The 17,602-nt window shown below is 75.3% G+C and carries 13 protein-coding genes and 1 pseudogene; 5 read left to right on the top strand and 9 right to left on the bottom strand.

Translation table 11 applies throughout. The annotated features are described in order from the left end of the window. Both BU198_RS11665 and BU198_RS11660 read right to left on the bottom strand, forming a co-directional pair. A pseudogene (locus BU198_RS11665) lies at positions 1-1,052 on the bottom strand (ABC transporter permease); the annotation flags it as partial. Further along, complete coding sequence (locus BU198_RS11660; protein WP_188296778.1) at positions 1,049-1,849, bottom strand: ABC transporter ATP-binding protein; 801 nt, start codon at positions 1,847-1,849, stop codon at positions 1,049-1,051. The pseudogene BU198_RS11665 and the gene BU198_RS11660, both read right to left, overlap by 4 nt. A 411-nt stretch (positions 1,850-2,260) precedes the next feature. Between BU198_RS11660 and BU198_RS11655 the strand changes: the two genes are divergently transcribed. Both BU198_RS11655 and BU198_RS11650 read left to right on the top strand, forming a co-directional pair. Next, entirely contained in the window at positions 2,261-2,998 is a 738-nt protein-coding gene (locus BU198_RS11655; RefSeq protein ID WP_188296777.1) for an MgtC/SapB family protein, read from the top strand. A gap of 116 nt (positions 2,999-3,114) precedes the next feature. After that, positions 3,115-3,795: a YoaK family protein gene (locus BU198_RS11650; protein WP_188296776.1), complete on the top strand. Its 681-nt coding sequence runs from the start codon at positions 3,115-3,117 to the stop codon at positions 3,793-3,795. Positions 3,796-3,866: 71 nt separating this feature from the next. Here the strand turns inward: BU198_RS11650 and BU198_RS11645 are convergent, their stop codons facing one another. From BU198_RS11645 to BU198_RS11635, 3 genes are all read right to left on the bottom strand, one after another. Then, on the bottom strand, positions 3,867-4,523 hold the full coding sequence (locus BU198_RS11645; RefSeq protein ID WP_188296775.1) for a hypothetical protein: 657 nt from the start codon (positions 4,521-4,523) through the stop codon (positions 3,867-3,869). Positions 4,524-5,006: 483 nt separating this feature from the next. Beyond that, positions 5,007-5,468: a nucleotide triphosphate diphosphatase NUDT15 gene (locus tag BU198_RS11640; RefSeq protein ID WP_188296774.1), complete on the bottom strand. Its 462-nt coding sequence runs from the start codon at positions 5,466-5,468 to the stop codon at positions 5,007-5,009. A 21-nt stretch (positions 5,469-5,489) separates the two neighbouring features. Then, positions 5,490-6,977: an SDR family NAD(P)-dependent oxidoreductase gene (locus BU198_RS11635; RefSeq protein ID WP_188296779.1), complete on the bottom strand. Its 1,488-nt coding sequence runs from the start codon at positions 6,975-6,977 to the stop codon at positions 5,490-5,492. Between the two features lie 336 nt (positions 6,978-7,313). Between BU198_RS11635 and BU198_RS11630 the strand changes: the two genes are divergently transcribed. Continuing rightward, positions 7,314-8,753, top strand: a complete 1,440-nt coding sequence (locus tag BU198_RS11630; protein ID WP_188296773.1) for a GuaB1 family IMP dehydrogenase-related protein — start codon at positions 7,314-7,316, stop codon at positions 8,751-8,753. Here the strand turns inward: BU198_RS11630 and BU198_RS11625 are convergent. From BU198_RS11625 to BU198_RS11615, 3 genes are all read right to left on the bottom strand, one after another. Further along, positions 8,714-9,676: a DUF5995 family protein gene (locus BU198_RS11625; protein ID WP_317620071.1), complete on the bottom strand. Its 963-nt coding sequence runs from the start codon at positions 9,674-9,676 to the stop codon at positions 8,714-8,716. The genes BU198_RS11630 and BU198_RS11625 overlap by 40 nt on opposite strands. 140 nt (positions 9,677-9,816) lie before the next feature. Further along, complete coding sequence (locus BU198_RS11620; RefSeq protein WP_188296772.1) at positions 9,817-10,206, bottom strand: DUF3224 domain-containing protein; 390 nt, start codon at positions 10,204-10,206, stop codon at positions 9,817-9,819. A 114-nt stretch (positions 10,207-10,320) separates the two neighbouring features. Continuing rightward, the gene (locus tag BU198_RS11615) at positions 10,321-11,412 is read right to left on the bottom strand and encodes a PP2C family protein-serine/threonine phosphatase (protein ID WP_188296771.1); all 1,092 of its coding nucleotides are present in this window, start codon (positions 11,410-11,412) and stop codon (positions 10,321-10,323) included. A gap of 249 nt (positions 11,413-11,661) precedes the next feature. Between BU198_RS11615 and BU198_RS11610 the strand changes: the two genes are divergently transcribed. Both BU198_RS11610 and BU198_RS11605 read left to right on the top strand, forming a co-directional pair. After that, complete coding sequence (locus tag BU198_RS11610; protein WP_188296770.1) at positions 11,662-12,657, top strand: pseudouridine synthase; 996 nt, start codon at positions 11,662-11,664, stop codon at positions 12,655-12,657. Positions 12,658-12,762: 105 nt separating this feature from the next. Then, positions 12,763-13,554 (top strand): SDR family NAD(P)-dependent oxidoreductase, encoded by a 792-nt coding sequence (locus tag BU198_RS11605; RefSeq protein ID WP_188296769.1) that lies wholly within the window; start codon positions 12,763-12,765, stop codon positions 13,552-13,554. A 147-nt stretch (positions 13,555-13,701) separates the two neighbouring features. Here BU198_RS11605 and BU198_RS11600 read toward each other — a convergent pair whose 3' ends face one another. Continuing rightward, positions 13,702-17,385, bottom strand: a complete 3,684-nt coding sequence (locus tag BU198_RS11600; protein ID WP_188296768.1) for a SpoIIE family protein phosphatase — start codon at positions 17,383-17,385, stop codon at positions 13,702-13,704. Positions 17,386-17,602: the final 217 nt, after the last annotated feature.

The raw sequence follows: 17,602 nt of genomic DNA, 5'->3' as shown, positions 1-17,602 counted from the left end.
TCCGGTCCGGCCGCGCCGAGCAGGGCGAGCTGACGGCGCGAGCGGCGGGCGCCGACCGCGAAGGCCGGCCCGGCGAGCAGGGCGATCTCCAGCAGTGCCATGCCGGTGACGGTGGCGACGACCATCTTGGTGTTGTTGGCGGCCGTCGGGTCGCTGTAGCGGTACGAGTCGCGGTAGTAGGGGACGGCCTGCTCCGGCGGCGGGGCGAGCGCCACCGAGCGTGCGGTGAGGGTGTAGCCGTGGGCGTTGAACCGCTGGACCGCGGCCCAGTCGAGGGCGGCCCCGGCCGGCAGCCGGACCAGCCAGGCGGACCGTCCGGCCGGTCCCTTCTCCGCGGCGGGCCCGCCGGCGGCCAGGGCGGCGGCCAGCGGGTCGAGCAACTCGCCCGGCCTGGCGACGAGTTCGACCCGGCCGAGTTCGCTCGGGTGCTCCACGACACCGGTGATGGTGTAGGTGGTGCGTTCCAGGCCCTGGAGGGTGGTGGTGGCGCCGGGCCTGAGCCCGGAGCGGTCCAGGAAGGCCCGGGTGACGGCCACTTCGTGCGGGGCGCTCGGGGCGCGGCCCTCGACCAGGTCGAGCCGGCCGCGCCAGATCGGGTCGCCGAGGTCGGCCTCGGTGGTGAGGGTGCGGACCAGGCCCTCGGGCGAGGTCGCGCCGGCCTCGGGGCCCGGCCTGGCCGGGGTGAGCACGCTGCCGGGCGGCAGCAGCGAACCGATCAGGGTGGCCGGGTCGGTGCTCGCGCCCTTCTGCTGCTCGGCCGTCGGCTGCTCGCCCGGGCGGGCCTGGACGGAGAAGGCGCCGTCCTGGGCGATCGGGGCCTGCTCGACGAGTTGGCCCGGATCGAGCGAGGTGACCAGGGCGTCCGCGCCGCCCACCACCCGCTCCACCCGTTCGGCCGGGGTGAGCTGCCCGCTGCGGTGGACCACGTCGGCGCCGGTGACGCCGAGGACGGGCAGCGCGATCATGGCGGCGATCAGCGCGCTGCGGCCCTTGGCCCGCAGTGCGTCGCGGCGGGCGATCCGCAGGGTGACCCGCCAGGCTCCGAGCCTCACTGCGCCACCTCGCCGACCACGCCGGACGGCTGCGCACCCGCCGGGTAGGCGGAGGAACGCCGGCCGCGGCTCTCCGAGGCGACCGCGCCGTCCCGCAGGTGGACCACCCGGTCCGCCCAACTGGCGTGCGCCGCCTCGTGGGTGACCATCATCGCGGCCGCCCCCGCGTCGCAGCGGGCGCGCAGCACGGCGAGCACGGCCTCGCCGGTGGCCGAGTCGAGGGCGCCGGTCGGCTCGTCGGCGAGCACCAGCCGGCGCTCGCCGATCAGCGCGCGGGCGATCGCGACGCGCTGCTGCTGGCCACCGGACATGTCGTCGGGGAAGCGGTCGGCGAGTTCGCCGATGCCCAGCTCCTCCAGTGCGGCCACCGCCTCCCGGCGGGCCCGGCGGCCCGGGACGCCGTCGAGTTCGCGGGGCAGGGAGATGTTCTCGGCGGCGGTGAGCGCCGGGATCAGGTTGTAGTCCTGGAAGACGTACCCGATCGAGCGCCGCCGCAGGTCGGCGAGCTTGCCGCGGCCGAGGCCGCCGAGTGCGACGCCCTCCACCAGGACCTCGCCGTCGCTGGGCTGGTCCAGTCCGCCGGCCAGGGTCAGCAGGGTGGACTTCCCGGAGCCGGACGGGCCCATGACGGCGACGAACTCGCCCGGGTGGACGGCCAGGTCGATGCCGCGCAGGGCGTGCACCTCGGCGGCGCCCCGTCCGTGCACCCGGGTGACGTTGGCCAGGCGCAGGACGGGCGCGGGCCGGGTCGGATCGGCGTGGGACACACTTCCCCCTCGTGAGCTGCTCAACTGCATATGTCGGTGAACTATATATGCCGGAGGACGTGATGCAAGCCGGGATGGTTCCCGGAGGGCGGGGGAGTGATCGGTTCGGTCAAACTTCTACAAAGCTGTCGAGGAAAGGGCGCCAACCCGGCCTGGGCCGTTCGGGGGCGGTCTATGCTCGGGACGGCTCGCGGAACCGGGTGGGCGCCCCGCGCGCACGCCGGGTCGCGGAGCGGAGCGGGGGCGGACCCTCGACCCCGCACCGCCAGGCCGCCTGGCGTCACGTCATGTCGTCGCGCGGCCACACGGGCCGGCCGGCGCCCTGCGCGCCTCCCCGCCGGTCGCGACGGCGGTGGCCATCATCGAGGTCGTCCGGGCCGGGTGGGACCACCGGCCGCGCGTCACCGTCCGTACCCCTCCTCCCGTGAAGGAGGTGCCGTCGTGCACACCCTGACCACCGTCGACTTCCTGGTCCGGCTCGCCACCGGCGTGGCCTGCGGCGCGCTGATCGGCGTCGAGCGCCAGTGGCGGGCCCGGATGGCCGGCCTGCGCACCAACGCCCTGGTCGCGGCGGGCGCCACCCTGTTCGTGCTGTACAGCGAGGCCGTCGGCGACGCGGCCAGCCCCACCCGGGTCGCCTCGTACGTCGTCTCCGGCATCGGGTTCCTCGGCGGTGGCGTCATCCTGCGCGACGGCGCCGGGGTGCGCGGCCTCAACACCGCGGCCACGCTGTGGTGTTCGGCCGCGGTCGGGGTGCTGGCCGCCTCCGGCAAGCTGGAGTTCGCCGTCCTCGGCACGCTCGCCGTGCTCGTCGTCCACCTGGTGCTGCGCCCGGCCGGCCGGCTGCTCGACCGGGCCCCGCAGTCCGGCAGCGACCCGGACTCCACCAGCCGCGCCACCGTCCACCTGGAGTGCGACCGCAAGGCCGAGAGCCACATCCGGGCCCTGCTGCTCCAGGCCCTCGCCGCCTCCGGGCTCGCCCCGACCGGTCTGCGCGCCCGCCGCACCGACCAGGGCGACGCCACCAGCCTGCGGGCCACCGTCGCGATCACCGGGCAGGTCGCCCCAGCGCTCGAACAGGTCGTCGCCAGACTGTCGTTGGAGCCGGGCGTGCGCGACCTGCACTGGCACCTGGAGGACGAGTCGGAGGACGAGGGCGGCAACCCGGCGCTCGCCTGACGGCGCGGAGCGGCGGGATACCGTCGCCCGAAGCCCGCCCGGACTCCACCCGAACGCCACCTGAGACCACGTCCGAACCCCTGCCCGAACCGTCCTGCGAGCCGCCTGGAGGGCCGATGTCCACCCCCGATCCCGAGCACGGGCCGCTGGTGCCGATGCTGCTGGTACTGACCGTGGTCACCGGAGTGGTGGACGCGGTCAGCTACCTCGAACTCGGCCACGTCTTCGTCGCCAACATGACCGGCAACGTGGTGTTCCTCGGCTTCGCCCTGGCCGGCGCGGCCAACCTCTCCGCCACCGCCTCACTGGCCGCCCTCGCCGCCTTCCTGCTCGGCGCCCTGGCGGGCGGCCACCTGGCCCGCCGTCTGCCCGGCCACCGAGGGCACCTGCTGACCGCCGCGGTCGCCGTCCAGTCGGCCCTGGTCGCGGCGGCCACCGTGCTGGCGGCCGTGGCCGGCCACGTCTCCGACCCGGCCCGCTACGGCCTGATCGGGCTGCTCGGCTTCGCGATGGGAGGTCAGAACGCGGTGGTCCGGGCGCTGAAGGTGCCCGATCTCACCACCACCGTGCTCACCATGACCATCACCGCCCTCGCCGCCGACCGCACCGGCCCCCGTCGCCTCGCCTCCGCGGTCTGGATGTTCGTCGGCGCCCTCGTCGGCGCCCTCCTCGTCCTCCACGCCGACGTCCCCGTCGCCCTCGCCCTGACCCTCGCACTGCTCCTCGCCGTCGCCGCCCTCACCCACCGCGCCGCCGGATCCGCCGTGCCCGCCCCGGCCTGGACCCGGCCGCGCTGACGGGGCCGGGAGGCGGCGCCCCGCCGTGGTTGTGCTGTGGTGCCCGTCGGATTCCGGCGTCCCGGGCTCGCTCAGTCCTCGTGGCGGTGGCCGGCGCGGCCGCTCCAGAGGGGTTCGAGGCGGGCCCAGTCGGCCGTCCAGGCGGCTTGGGCGCGGCGGTCGAGGGCGTGCAGGCGCAGGCGCAGAGCGAGGGCGAGCAGGGCGAGCGCGGTGAAGAGGGCGCCGGCGCCGGTGCAGGCGGCGGAGACGGCGAGGGCGGCCCGGTCGGCCGGGGGAGCGGAGACGTCACCGTCCGGGTCGACCCAGATGGGGATGTGACTGCCGGTGACGGTGGAACGCGGGGCCTGGACGGTGCCCAGGTGCGGGGTGCCGTCGGGGGTGGTCCAGGCGGCGTCGACGTCGATCCGGGTGCTGTAGCCGCCGGCGAAGCGGCTGGTCGCGAGGGCTGCGCTGTCCGGGGCGCTGCGGACCACCGCGTCCACCTGGTGCAGCCGCACCCGGTCGGTGGCGGCCTGGGGCGCGGTGGAGCGGTAGAGGAGCAGGGCGCCGCCCGCGGCGAGGGCGACGGCGAGCACCGCGCCGAGCACGGCGGACAGCCAGGCCCTGGCCCGGGCGCGGTCGACCGGGCGGGCGAGCGGTTCGTGCCGGGCACCGAGGGCCCGCCGCAGCCTTCGGCCGGTGCGCCGCGGGAGCGACGCGGGCCGGGCCGGGCGGGGTGTGCTGGACACGGTGAGGACTCCTCAGGGGTGCGGGGGCGCAGGGCGGTTCCGCCCCCAATGTCCACCCGGCGGCCCCTCGCGCACAAGAGTCGTGCGCGGTCGGAGGACCGCCAGGGCCGCTCGGCCCCGCGGCCGGGACGTTCGGCCCTCGGCAGCCACCGCCCGGCGGGGCAGGCTGGGAACCGGCGGCGCCCCCGTGCCTGGGCGCGGCCGTGGCCCGGTTCGACCGTGGGGGTGCCGGGCCGAGGTACGGGGCGGGGGGTGGTCGTGGGGCCACCCCCCGCCTGTGCCGCGCGGGGCCGAGGTCCCTCAGGCGCGACCACGACGCCCTCGCCTTCGGTGAGACCCCCGCCCTGCGCGGGGCCGGCCTCCGGGCCGGCCGCCTCGCCCGGGATCATCGCCTCGATGCTGCCGCTGCTGAGGCGGATCACCGGGCCGGAGGCGGCCCGCGACGGCTGAGCACCCGTCGGGAGCCGGCCCCGTCGTCCGCCGTCAGCGGGCGACGGGGTAGCCGTGCGTCCCGTCCGTCCGCAGCACGTCCAGCCCCGGCAGCCAGCTGCCGAGCACCAGCGCGGACGGGTAGAACATCGGCTCCGGCAGCGCGTCCACCGGGAAGCGCTCCCAGCCGGCGCAGGCGTGCGGCTCGGTGACCAGGGCCTCGGCCAGGCTCGGCGGGGCCAGCACGGCGGCGGTCAGCCGGGGCCGGCCGAGTTCGTGGTCGAGGTGGACGGCGAGCACCCGCATCAGCTCGGCGGGCAGCACGATGCCGGTCTCCTCGGCGAGTTCGCGGGCCGCGGTCCGCTCGAAGGACTCGCCGAGGTCGACCTTGCCGCCGGGCAGGCTCCAGGTGGGCGGCTCGCCGGCGGTGATCCGGCGGCCGACCAGGACCCGGCCGTCGCCGGTGGGCACGATGATCCCCGCGCCGAGCAGCGGTGCGGTCGGTGCTGTGCTCAACTCGCCGTCTCCTTCAGCCCGTTACCAGTTGGAACGCTCGTAGTCCTTGAGGAAGCAGCCGTACAGGTCCTCGCCCGCCTCGCCGCGCACGATCGGGTCGTACACCCGGGCCGCGCCGTCGACCAGGTCGAGCGGGGCGTGGAAGCCCTCGTCGGCGAGCCGCATCTTGTCCGGGTGCGGGCGCTCGTCGGTGATCCAGCCGGTGTCGACGGCGGTCATCAGGATGCCGTCGGACTGGAACATCTCCTGCGCGCTGGTGCGGGTGAGCATGTTGAGCGCGGCCTTGGCCATGTTGGTGTGCGGGTGGCCGGCGCCCTTGTAGCCGCGCGAGAACACGCCCTCCATCGCGGAGACGTTGACCACGTACTTGCGGCGGGACGCGGAGGCGGCCATCGCCGGGCGCAGCCGGCTGATCAGGATGAACGGCGCGGTGGAGTTGCAGAGCTGGACCTCCAGCAGCTCCATCGGGCCGACCTCGCTGACGGTCTGCACCCAGCTGTTGGTGTCCGCGAGGTCGGGCACCAGGCCGCCGGCGTCGATCGCGGTGCCGGCCGCGATCCGGGCGGGCGTGGCGGAGCCGGTGACCAGGGCGAGCGAGGTGACGTCCTCTGCGGTGATCCGCTGCTCGTCGCCGCCCGACTGGTGGGGGAGGGCGGGCAGGTCGACGCTGCCGCTGCCGAAGCGGCCGATGGTGGTGGACTGCGGCAGCTCGCCGGCCGGCAGCGGCGCGGACTCGGCGTTGACCAGCTCGCGGTAGGACTCCGGCGGGCGGCGCACGGTCTGCGCGGCGTTGTTGATCAGGATGTCCAGCGGGCCGTCGGCGGCGACCTCGTCGGCCAGCGCCATCACCTGGGCCGGGTCGCGCAGGTCGATGCCGACGATCTTGAGGCGGTGGATCCACTGGGCGCTGTCCGGCATCGCGGTGAAGCGGCGGATCGCGTCGTTGGGGAAGCGGGTGGTGATGGTGGTGTGGGCGCCGTCGCGCAGCAGCATCAGCGCGATGTACATCCCGATCTTGGCCCGGCCGCCGGTGAGCAGCGCGCGCTTGCCGGTGAGGTCGGCGCGGGCGTCCCGGTGGGTGCGGTTCTTGACGGCGCAGTTCTGGCAGAGGTTGTGGTAGAACGCGTCGACCTCGACGTACCGCTGCTTGCAGGTGTAGCAGGAGCGCGGACGCTCCAGGACGCCGGCGATCTCGGTGGTGGTGACGGTGGTCAGGCCGAAGGCCCCGGCCGTCTCGTCGTCGATCCGGCTGGGCGCACCGGTGGCGGTGCGGGCGGTGACCTCGCGGTCGTTGGCGGTCTTGCGGGCCCGGGTCTCCTGGCGGCGGCGCTGCTTGAGGGTCCGGAATATGCCGCCGACGGCCTGGCGGACGGTGATCGCGTCCGGGTGGTCGACGTGCAGCTCGTCGAGCTCGGCGATCACCTCCAGGCAGAGCTTCAGCCGCTCGGGGTCGAGGCCGGGACCGTAGTCGATCTCCTCCTCGGTGTCCTCGCCCTGGCCCTGCTGGATGTTCGTCTGCCCGATGCTCACGCCTGCTGCCGCTTTCCCGTTCGCCACGCCCGTTACCGCGTGAAGCCGTGCCCGTTACCGCGTGAATGCTACGGGAGCGGTCCGGACCGAGGCGAAAGCCGGACGTCGGAGGGGGTCTTTGGATGATCCTCCATGTCTACGCGCGGAGCATTGATCGCCGTTTGTGCACAGCCCCAGCAATGCCCCTCGAACTGGCTTTTGCCCCCCGACCTCACGGAGAATCGAACGCTGGGTGCCGGGCGCCCGAGTGCGCCCCGGCGGCTTCGCCGCAACCGCACCCGAGGTGTATCCCCCCAGCCAGAGAGCCCTTCCTTCATGCGCTTCCTGAACGACCTCAAGCCTTCGTACGATCTGACGTACGACGACGTCTTCATGGTCCCCAGCCGTTCCGCCGTGGGCTCCCGGCAGGGCGTCGACCTCTCCTCGAACGACGGCACCGGCACCACCATCCCGCTGGTCGTGGCCAACATGACCGCCATCGCCGGCCGCCGGATGGCCGAGACCATCGCCCGCCGCGGCGGCCTGGTCGCCATCCCGCAGGACATCCCCACCGAGGTCATCGCCGAGGTCGTCTCCTGGGTCAAGCAGCGCCACCTGGTCTTCGACACCCCGATCACGCTCGCCCCCGGCGCCACCGTGGCCGAGGCGCTCTCGCTGCTGCCCAAGCGCGCGCACGGCGCCCTCGTGGTGGTCGAGGACGGCAGGCCGGTCGGCGTGGTCACCGAGTCCGACTGCCAGGGCGTGGACCGCTTCACCAGCCTGGCCGACATCATGTCCCGCGAGCTGCTGGTGCTGGACGAGGACGTCGACCCGCGGGCCGCCTTCGAGAAGCTCACCGAGGCGCACCGCAAGCTCGCCCCGGTGGTGGACGGCGACGGCCGGCTGGTCGGCATCCTCACCCGCAAGGGCGCGCTGCGCGCCACCCTGTACACCCCGGCCGTGGACGCGGCCGGCAAGCTGCGGATCGCCGCCACCGTCGGCATCAACGGCGACGTGGCGGGCAAGGCCGGGGCGCTGATCGAGGCCGGCGCCGACGTGCTGGTGGTGGACACCGCGCACGGCCACCAGGAGTCCATGATCAAGGCGCTGCGCGCGGTGCGCGGGCTGGACCCGCGGGTCCCGATCGTGGCCGGCAACGTGGTCTCCGCCGTCGGTGTCCGCGACCTGGTCGAGGCCGGTGCCGACATCCTCAAGGTCGGGGTCGGCCCGGGCGCCATGTGCACCACCCGGATGATGACCGGCGTCGGCCGGCCGCAGTTCTCCGCCGTCCTGGAGTGCGCCGCCGAGGCGCGCCGGCTCGGCAAGCACGTCTGGGCCGACGGCGGCGTGCGCCACCCGCGCGACGTCGCGATGGCGCTGGCCGCCGGCGCCTCCAACGTGATGATCGGCTCCTGGTTCGCCGGGACCTACGAGTCCCCGGGCGACCTCAGGACCGCGGCCGACGGCCGCCAGTACAAGGAGAGCTTCGGCATGGCCTCGGCCCGCGCGGTCAGCAACCGCACCGCCCAGGACTCCTCGTACGACCGGGCCCGCAAGGCGCTGTTCGAGGAGGGCATCTCGCACTCCCGGATGTTCCTCGACCCGGCCCGCCCGGGCGTCGAGGACCTGGTCGACTCGATCATCGCGGGTGTCCGCAGCTCCTGCACCTACGCGGGTGCGGGCAGCCTGGAGGAGTTCCACGAGAAGGCGATCGTGGGCATCCAGAGCGCGGCCGGCTACGCCGAGGGCAAGCCGCTGCACTCCAGCTGGGCCTGATCGCCCGCTGTCGCTGCCGCGGCGCCGTCGGTCCGGTCGGCCGTCCGGTCCCTCGCTTCGGGGAGCCGGGCGGCCGGCCGGTCGGGCCGACCGTCGTCGCGCCGTCCGTCGTACCCGCTGGTGTCATGCCGGTCGCCGAGCCGGTTGTCATGCCGGTCGCCGTGCCGGTCGTCCGGCCCGGGCGGGAGCGGGGAGCCGAGCGGGAGCAGCAGGGCGCGGCCGAGCAGCCCGACCGAGCCGTCCAGCGCGGTGGTGAAGGCCCGGGCGGCGCCCGGGAGGTGCCGTAGCTCCCACAGCGCCTCGACGGCGCCCCAGGCACCCTCGCGGGCGGCCCCGACGGACCAGGCGCCGAGCAGGTGGGTGAGCGGCTCGGCGCGCTCCAGCAGGTCGGGCCCGGGCATCAGCTGCTCCCGGACGGCCGTCTCCACCTCGGCCAGCACCCCGTTGATCCGGTGGTAGTCCTCCTCGATGTCGGCCGGCTCGCAGTGCCGGCGCCGGCAGGTGGCCACGACGGCGAGCGGCAGGTCGTGCTGGATGTGGGCGTTCATCCCGGCCAGCGCGAACTGGAGCGGGTGCACCCCCGGGTGGGCGCGCAGCGCGAACAGCGGCCGCCAGCAGACCGGTGGCCGCTGCCCGGCCGCGTCCGCGGCCACCGCCCGCAGGTACCGTCCGGCGAACACCACGTCCAGCTCGGCCACCGCCGGAGGGTCGGCGAAGTACCGGCGGCCCAGCCGGTCGCGGACCGCCTCCGTCACGGTGAGGTAGAGCCGGTTGAAGACCGCCACCCCGTCGGCCGGGGGCAGCCCCGCCCCGATCTCCCGCAGCCGGCCGACCACCTGCCCGACCGTGGCAGGGACCGTCCTCGCGCGGGTCTCCGCGTGCGCGATCACTGCCGCCGTACGATCCACCGCTGTGTCGGGCATGCGCCACCCTCCGATGCCGATCGTGTACTGATCGCATCATCGTGGCAGCGTCGCCGAGCGCTCGGCGGCCGCGGCGCGCTGGTCGAGGGTGTGGAGGTGACCGGACGTGGAGGTGACCGGACGCGCCGGCCGATGGGCCGTCAGCCCAGCTCGTACTCCAGGACGTAGGTGTGGGCGCCGGACTCGTCGACGGTCAGGTGGAGCTCCCCGGTGATCCCGGCCAGCTCGCCCGCGCCCGTGCCCGGCACCACGCGTATCGTCGTGCCGGTGGTGTCCCAGGCCGTGTGCTGGAACACGAACGAGCCCTTGCGACCGTCCAGTTCACCCGTCACGTGCTCCACCGCGACGTAGGAGGCCGGACTGCCGGAGGGGCCCGAGACGGAGAGCATCCGCACCTCGCCCGTCCCGCTCAGCCCGCCCGAGAAGACCTTGGCGATCCGGACCCGGCCGAAGGCCGCGCCCTCCCGTTCCTCCGTCTCCACCGGCTCGAACGCCGTCAGCTCGAACGACCCGCTTGCCCTGCTCCCCATGGCGCTGTCCCCTCGTCGATCGTCGGCCGTCCGGCGGCGGACTCCCCGCCGACCGCGAACCGAGCCTTGCACACACCACTGACACTGTCCGTCCGGGCCGTCGCCGGGGCCCGGTCAGGGCTCCCAGCGGATCGCAAGCACCGCCGCGTCGTCGGCCGGCCCGGCGTCCCCGACCCAGCCGCGGACGTCCGTCAGTACGGCGTCCAGCAGGTCCGCCGGGGTGCCGCCGTGCAGGCCGGGCAGCCGTTCCACGATCGGGTAGAACCCGCCCCCGGGATCCCTGGCCTCCGACACGCCGTCGGTGTGCAGGAGCAGCAGGTCGCCCGGCTCCGGGTCGAACCGCCGGGCCGGGTATGTGTCGTTGGTGAGCCCGAGCAGCCCCAGCGGCGGCGCCGGGAACGGGGGCTCCAGTTCGCTCACCCGGCCGGCCCGGCGCAGCAGCGGGGGCGGGTGGCCGCAGTTCACCAGCCGCACCGGCCCCCGGTCCGGCGCCACGTCGAGCAGCAGCGCGGTGGCGAACCGCCCCTCCTCGGACTGCCGGGCGGCGAGTGCCGCGTCCAGCCGCTCGGCGAGCCGCCCGGGGTCGGGCTCGGTCCGGGCGGCCTCCCGGAACACCCCGAGGACGTCCGCCGCCGTCTCCACCGCGGGGAGCCCGTGCCCCTGGACGTCCCCCAGCAGGATGCGCACCCCGAACCGGGTCTCCACCACGGCGTACAGGTCCCCGCCGATCCTGGCCTCGGCGGCTGCCGCCACGTACCGCACCGCCAGCCGCAGCGGCCCGATCCGCTCCGGCGGCGGGCGCAGCAGGGCCCGCTGCGCGGCCTCGGCGACCGTCCTGACCTGGAACAGCTCCCGCTCGCGGGCAGCGACCAGGACGACGCTGGCGGCGCTGGCCAGGGTCGAGGCCAGGACGGTGACCGGCACGCTGATCCGGACCGAGAGCGGCAGCTGCGGGTTGGCCGACTCGAGGAGCCCGACGGAGAGCAGTGCCGCCGCGCCGACCAGCAGCGGCACCCGGGCCCGCCGGGTGGTGGCCCCGGCCAGCACCGGGGCCACCGCGAGCAGCGGGGCCAGGGTGGTCCCCGGACCGATGGCCAGGGCGGCCACCACGGCGGCGACCAATAGCAGGAGCGCGCCGTAGAGCAGCAGCCGGGTCCGCCTCGGCAGGTGCAGCGGCGGCACCCCGTCCGGGCCGTCGGCGGTCACGCGTCCTCCAGGGGGCCGGCAGCGTGGTCCGGGCGGGTCGGCTCGGCAGCTCGGCGGGTCGGTGCTGCGGGTCGGTGGGGTTGGTGGGGCTGGTGGGTCGGCGGGCCGGAAGCCGGTCCGCCGGGGGCCCCGGCGGACGGTCGAAGGCCCCCGGCGGAACGAGGGCCTCCGACCCACTGTCCCCGCCCGGCCCCGGGTCGGCACCTCGGCGCGGGTCGTACGCCGGCGCGCACTACCCTGGGCCGGGAGATGAGACGCAAGAGCCGCCGCCCGGCCTCCCCCCTCCCGCAGCGCCACGGCGTGGACCCGGCGCACCTGAAGCTGCCGCCCGAGGGCCCCTGGCCGACGGTGCGCGACCACCTGGTGGACCGGCTGCCCGCCGTCCCGGCCGCGCGGATCGACGCGGCGCTGCGGGACGGCGAGATCGTCGGCGAGCACGGCCCGATCGCCCCGGCGGAACCGTTTCGCCCCAGCGCGCACCTGTGGTTCTACCGGGACCTCCCCGAGGAGGTGCGCGTCCCCTTCGAGCTGGTCGTGCTGCACCACGACGAGCACCTGGTGGTGGTCGACAAGCCGCACTTCCTGGCCACCACCCCGCGCGGCCGGCACGTCACCGAGACGGCGCTGTCCCGGCTGCGGCACACCCTCGGCCTGCCCGCGCTCAGCCCCGCGCACCGCCTGGACCGGCTCACCGCCGGCCTGGCCATGTTCGTCGTCCGCCCCGAGGAGCGCGGCGCCTACCAGACGCTGTTCCGCGACCGCCTGGTGCGCAAGGAGTACCAGGCGATCGCCGGGTACGACCCGGAGCTGAGCCTGCCGCGCACCGTGCGCAGCCACATCGTCAAGGAGCGCGGGGTGATCGCCGCGCGGGAGACCGACGCACCGCCGAACAGCGAGAGCACGGTCGACCTGCTGGAGCTCCGCGACGGCCTCGCCCGCTACCGGCTGCGGCCGCTGAGCGGGCGCACCCACCAGCTGCGGCTGCACATGTGCGGGCTCGGGCTGCCGATCCTCGGCGACCCGGTCTACCCGGTGGTGCTGCCCGAACCGGCCCCCGACGACTTCCGCCGCCCGCTGCAACTGCTGGCCTCGACGGTCGAGTTCACCGACCCGCTGACCGGCCGCGAGCGCCGCTTCGAGAGCCGCCGCACCCTGGCCGCCTGGACCGACCCGCAGGGCTGGGCCGACGGCGCCGCGACCGGAGCCGGTGCCGCGACGGACGACGGTGCCGCGACCGCGTCCTAGGACGTCCGGACGGACCGGCCTCCGGTGATCCAGGACCAAGGTCCGAGCCGGTCCCGGTACCGGCGGCCGATCCGCCGCCCGGCCCGGCGACGCGATCGTTGCGGCATGAACGCAGCCCACCGCACCGCGGCGCCGCACGCCGCCGGACCGCACGCCGCCCCCGTCGCCCTGGTCACCGGAGCCTCCCGCGGCCTGGGGCTGGCCCTCGCGCACGCCCTCGCCGCCGAGGGCTGGCAGCTCGTGATCACCGCCCGGGGCGCGGCCGAACTCGCCGCCGCGGCGGCCGACCTGGCCACCGTCACCACGGTCGTCGCCCTGTCCGGCTCCGTCGTCGACGACGACCACCGCGCCCATCTGGCCGCGGCCGCCGAGCGCCTCGGCGGTGCGAGCCTGCTGGTCAACAACGCCGGGACGCTCAACGGCGCTCCCGGCCCGGGCTCCGAACCGCTGCCCCGGCTGGCCGACTTCCCGCTGCCGGATCTTCTGGAGGTCTTCGAGGTCAACGCGCTCGCCCCGATCGCCCTCACCCAGCTCGTCCTGCCCCAGCTCCGTGCCCACGCCGGCGCCGTCCTCAACATCAGCTCCGCCGCCGCCGTGGTGCCCTACGCCGGATGGGGAGGCTACGGCGCCAGCAAGGCCGCGCTGGACCTCGCGAGCGGCGTACTCGCCAGGGAGGAGCCGGAGTTGCGGATCTGGGCGGTGGACCCGGGCAGCATGCGCACCCGGATGCTCCAGGAGGCCGGCGCCGGCGAGGACATCTCCGGCGAGCCGCTGCCCGAGCAGGTGGCGCCGGTCCTGCTCGGCCTGCTCCGCGACCGCGGGCCCTCCGGGCGCCACCGGGCCGAGGACCTGGCCGCCCTCGAGCCCGGCGGCATCGACCCGCTGCCGACGGGCTGACCGGGTCAGCCCCGGTGGCCGTCGGGCACGGACCGGCCCGCGGGGGAGCGGGTCGCTGCGGGCCGGCCCGAACTCCGCTGCCGCCAACCGGCTGTGCGCCGATCCGGCCGACGGCCGCGGTGGGCCGGCCCGGCCGCCGTCCGTTGGTCAGGCGGTCGGTGAGGCTCCCGGGGGCAGCTCCAGTTCGAACCAGACCACCTTGCCGTCCTTGGTCCGGCGGCTGCCCCAGCGGTGCGCGAGCTCGTTGACCAGGTGGATGCCGCGGCCGCCCTCGTCCTCGCTGTGGGCGCGGCGGATCCGGGGCACTTCGGTGTCCCGGTCGGCGACCTCGACGGTGAGTACCCGGTTGCAGTAGAGCCGCAGTTGGGTGGGCGACCCGGCGTGCACCAGGGCGTTGGTGATCAGTTCGCTGGTGAGCAGCTCGGCCCAGTCGGCGAGCGCGTCGAGGCCCCAGGCGATCAGCGTCTCGCGGGTGAAGCGGCGGGAGTGGGCGACCATCGCGTGGTCGCCGGTGAGCGGCAGGATGGCGATCCGGTCCGCGCCCCGCGGGCGGACCTGCGCCATGATGACGGCGATGTCGTCCTCGCCGGTGCTCTCGGTGAGCCGGCTCAGGACGGCGTCGCAGGTCTGCTCCAGCGAGCCGCGCCGGTCGGCGACGGTGCGGCAGAGCAACTGAAGCCCCTCGTCCAGGTCCTGGCCCCTGCGCTCGACCAGCCCGTCCGTGTAGAGGGTCAGGATGCCCTCCTCCGGGAGGGTGAACTCGGCGCTCTCGAAGGCGACTCCGCCGACCCCGAGCGGGGTGCCGGTGGGCAGCTCGACCAGGTGCGCCCGCCCCTCGGTGTCGGCGACCACGGGCGGCAGGTGGCCGGCGCAGGCCGCGGTGCAGCGGCGCTCCACCGGGTCGTACACCACGCAGACGCAGGTCGCGAACTGGCCTTCGCCGATTGCCGCGGTGGCCTCGTCCAGCCGGTACAGCACCCGTGCCGGGTCCAGGTCGAGGGTGATCAGCGTCCGTGCCGCCGTGCGGAGTTGGCCCATGGTCGCGGCGGCCCTGATGCCGTGGCCCATCACGTCGCCGACGATCAGCGCGACCCGCCCGGCGGAGAGCGGCACCACGTCGAACCAGTCGCCGCCGACCTCGCTGACCACGCTGCTGGGCAGGTAGCGGTAGGCGAGGTCCAGCCCGAGCGTGCGGTGCACCTCCTGCGGCAGCAGGCTGCGCTGGAGGGTGAGCGCGGTGTCCCGTTCGCGGCGGTAGAGCCGGCCGTTGTCGATCGCCAGCGCGGTGCGGGCGGCCAGTTCCTCGGCCAGCGAGCGGTCCGCGGGGCCGAACGGCACCGGATTGCGGGTGCGGACGAACTCCGCGCCGCCCAGCACCTGTCCGCGCGCCACCAGGGGCACCATCAGGTACGAGTGCACCCCGGCGTCCAGGCTCGGCTGCACCCGGTCGGGCGAGGCGACGATCCGGCGCAGCTCCTCCTCGGTCACCTCGGCGACCAGGATCGAGCGCCGGGTGCGCAGGCTCTGCGCGTACAGGCCGGCCGACTGCGAGGTCTCGCCCACCTGGTCGGAGGCCTCGTGCATGCCGCCCTCCGAGTCCGAGTCGCCGACCGCCACCGCCCGCATCAGCACCGCGCCCTCCGCCGGGACCGGCCCCGGCTCCTCGCCGCTGAGCACCGCGTCGCGCAGGTCCACGGTGACGAAGTCGGCGAAGCGCGGGATCACCACCTCCACCAGCTCCCGGGCGGTGCGGTACAGGTCGAGCGTGGTGCCGATCCGGTTGCTGGCCTCGTTCAGCAGCGACAGCCGCTGCTGGGCCGCCCAGGCCTCGTCCAGCGCCCGCTGCCGGGCGGCCGCCGCGTCGCGCTCGCGGGTGAACAGCAGCGCGTTGTCGATCGAGACGGCCGCCCGCACCGCCAACTCCCCGGCCAGCGCCACGTCGTCGTCCACGTACGGGCGATTGGCCACGGTGCGGTAGAAGCCCGCCACGCCGACCGGGGTGCCGCGCGCGATCAGCGGGACCACCATGAACGACCGTACGTTCTGCTCCAGTGCGGCGGCCGTGCGCACCGGGTCGTCGGCGAACCAGGCCATGCCCTCCTGATCCATCCGCGGCACCAGCACCGGCCTGCGGTGCGCCAGGCACCACGCGTACGGCGAACCGGGCAGGAAGCGGTGCAGGTTGCCGGTGCGGGCGATCGGCGCCAGCGTCGAGCCGCGCACCGAGTGGAACGCCATCCGCCGCAGCAGCGCCGAACCGTCCGCCGGGGCGGTCGCCTCGCGCTCGCCGCGGACCAGCTCCTCCAGTACCTCCACCACCACCGTGTCGGCCAGCCGGGGCGCCGCCACCTCGGCCAACTCCTGGGCGGTCTGGGCGAGATCGAGCGTGGTGCCGATCCGGGTGGAGGCCACGTTGACCAGCGCCAGCCGCTCCTGCGCGGCCTTCGCCTCGCGCAGCGCCTGCTGCCTGGCCAGCACGGTCTGGTGCTGGCGCAGGTACAGCCGGGCGTTGTCGATCGCGACGGCCGCGCGCGAGGACAGTTCGTCGCCGAGCGTGATGTCCGCCTCCGCGAAGGACTCCCGCGAGCCGCGCCGCGAGTACACGACCATGCCGAGCGTCGTGCCGCGGGCCACCAGCGGGGTGATCCGCACCGAGCGCGGGCGGTCGCCGAGGTAGGCCAGGCGGCGGCTCTCGTTGAGGCCCTCGGTCAGCATCGGCAGCTCCCAGGACGGCACGACCACCGTCCGCCCGCTGGTCAGTGCCCGGGAGTACGGGGAGTCCGGCGGCAGCTCGTACACGGCGTCCACCGGCAGGGCCTCGGCCGGGTAGAGCGCGTCGGCGGTGGAGATCGCCAGGCGGCGCACCAGCAGCGGGGCGTCCGGGGCGGGCGGCTCGACGCTCCGGCCGGCCTCCAGCTCCTCCAGGCCGAACACCGCGCTGATGTCGGCGACCCTGGGCACCATCGCGTCGGTCAGCTCCCGGGCGGTCTGCCGCAGGTCCAGCGTGGTGCCGATCGAGGCGGTCGCGTCGACCAGCAGGGCGAGGCGTTCCTGGGCGCGCACCGCTCTGGCGTCGGCGTGGAACCGTTCGGTGATGTCGATGACCGTGGCGCACACCCCGAGCACCCGGCCGCCGCGGTCCTTCAATCGGAAGTAGGACGCGGACCAGGCGTGGTCGTGGTTCGGGTCGCCCGGGGTGCGGCCGTGCGCGAGGTCGTCCACCACCGGCTCGCCGCCCTCCAGGACCCGGCGCATCACCTCCTCGGACTCGGCGGCGTTGATCCTGGGCAGCACCTCGGTGAGCCGTCGGCCCAGCGGCTCATCGCCGTGCAGGCCGTTCGCGTCCGCGAGCGCCTCGTTCAGCCGGACGAAGCGCAGGTCGGTGTCGAAGACCGCCATGCCGACCGGGGACTGGGTGAAGAACCCGTCGAGGAGGGCCAGGTCCGCCTGGAGCCGGTGCAGCGTGGTCACCTCGGAGGCGACCGCCAGCACCATCGGGGCGCCGCCGGGCCCGCGGATCGGATGGGTGCGGAACTCCAGGTCCACCAGGTGCCCGTCCCGGTGCCGCACCGGGAACACCCCGGACCAGGACCGGCCCGCCAGGATCTGCCGGAACAGCCGGAGCACCTCGGGCCGGCGCTCGTCCGAACTCAGCAGCGTCGCCGCCCGGGCCCCGACCGCCTCCCGCGCGGAGTGTCCGAGGAGTGCCTCCGCGTCACTGCTCCAGTGCAGGATCCGCCCGTCGGCGTCGATCAGCGCCGTCGCGATCGGCACCATCAGCAGGGCGTCACGCCGAGGCTGCCCCGCGCGCTGCGCGTAGTCGTCCACCATGGCCAGAGAACCGTCCCAGATGACGTCCGGAGATCGTTCCCACCAGCCCTGCCATCTTCGCACGCGGCCCCGGGCGGCCGCTCACCGTGGCAGCGGGCACCGCGGGTGGACGCCCGGCCACGATCGGCGGCCGGCGCCCGGCACGGGGGCGCGAGGGTGGTGGCGCGAACGGGAGCGTGGTCCGGTGGGCGGGACATCGGCCGGGCCGACGTCCCGG

The organism is Streptomyces sp. CBMA156 (assembly GCF_014596515.1).
GTDB lineage: Bacteria > Actinomycetota > Actinomycetes > Streptomycetales > Streptomycetaceae > Kitasatospora.
Note: the sequence above shows the minus strand (reverse complement) of the source record. Positions and strands in the feature narration are given on the sequence as shown.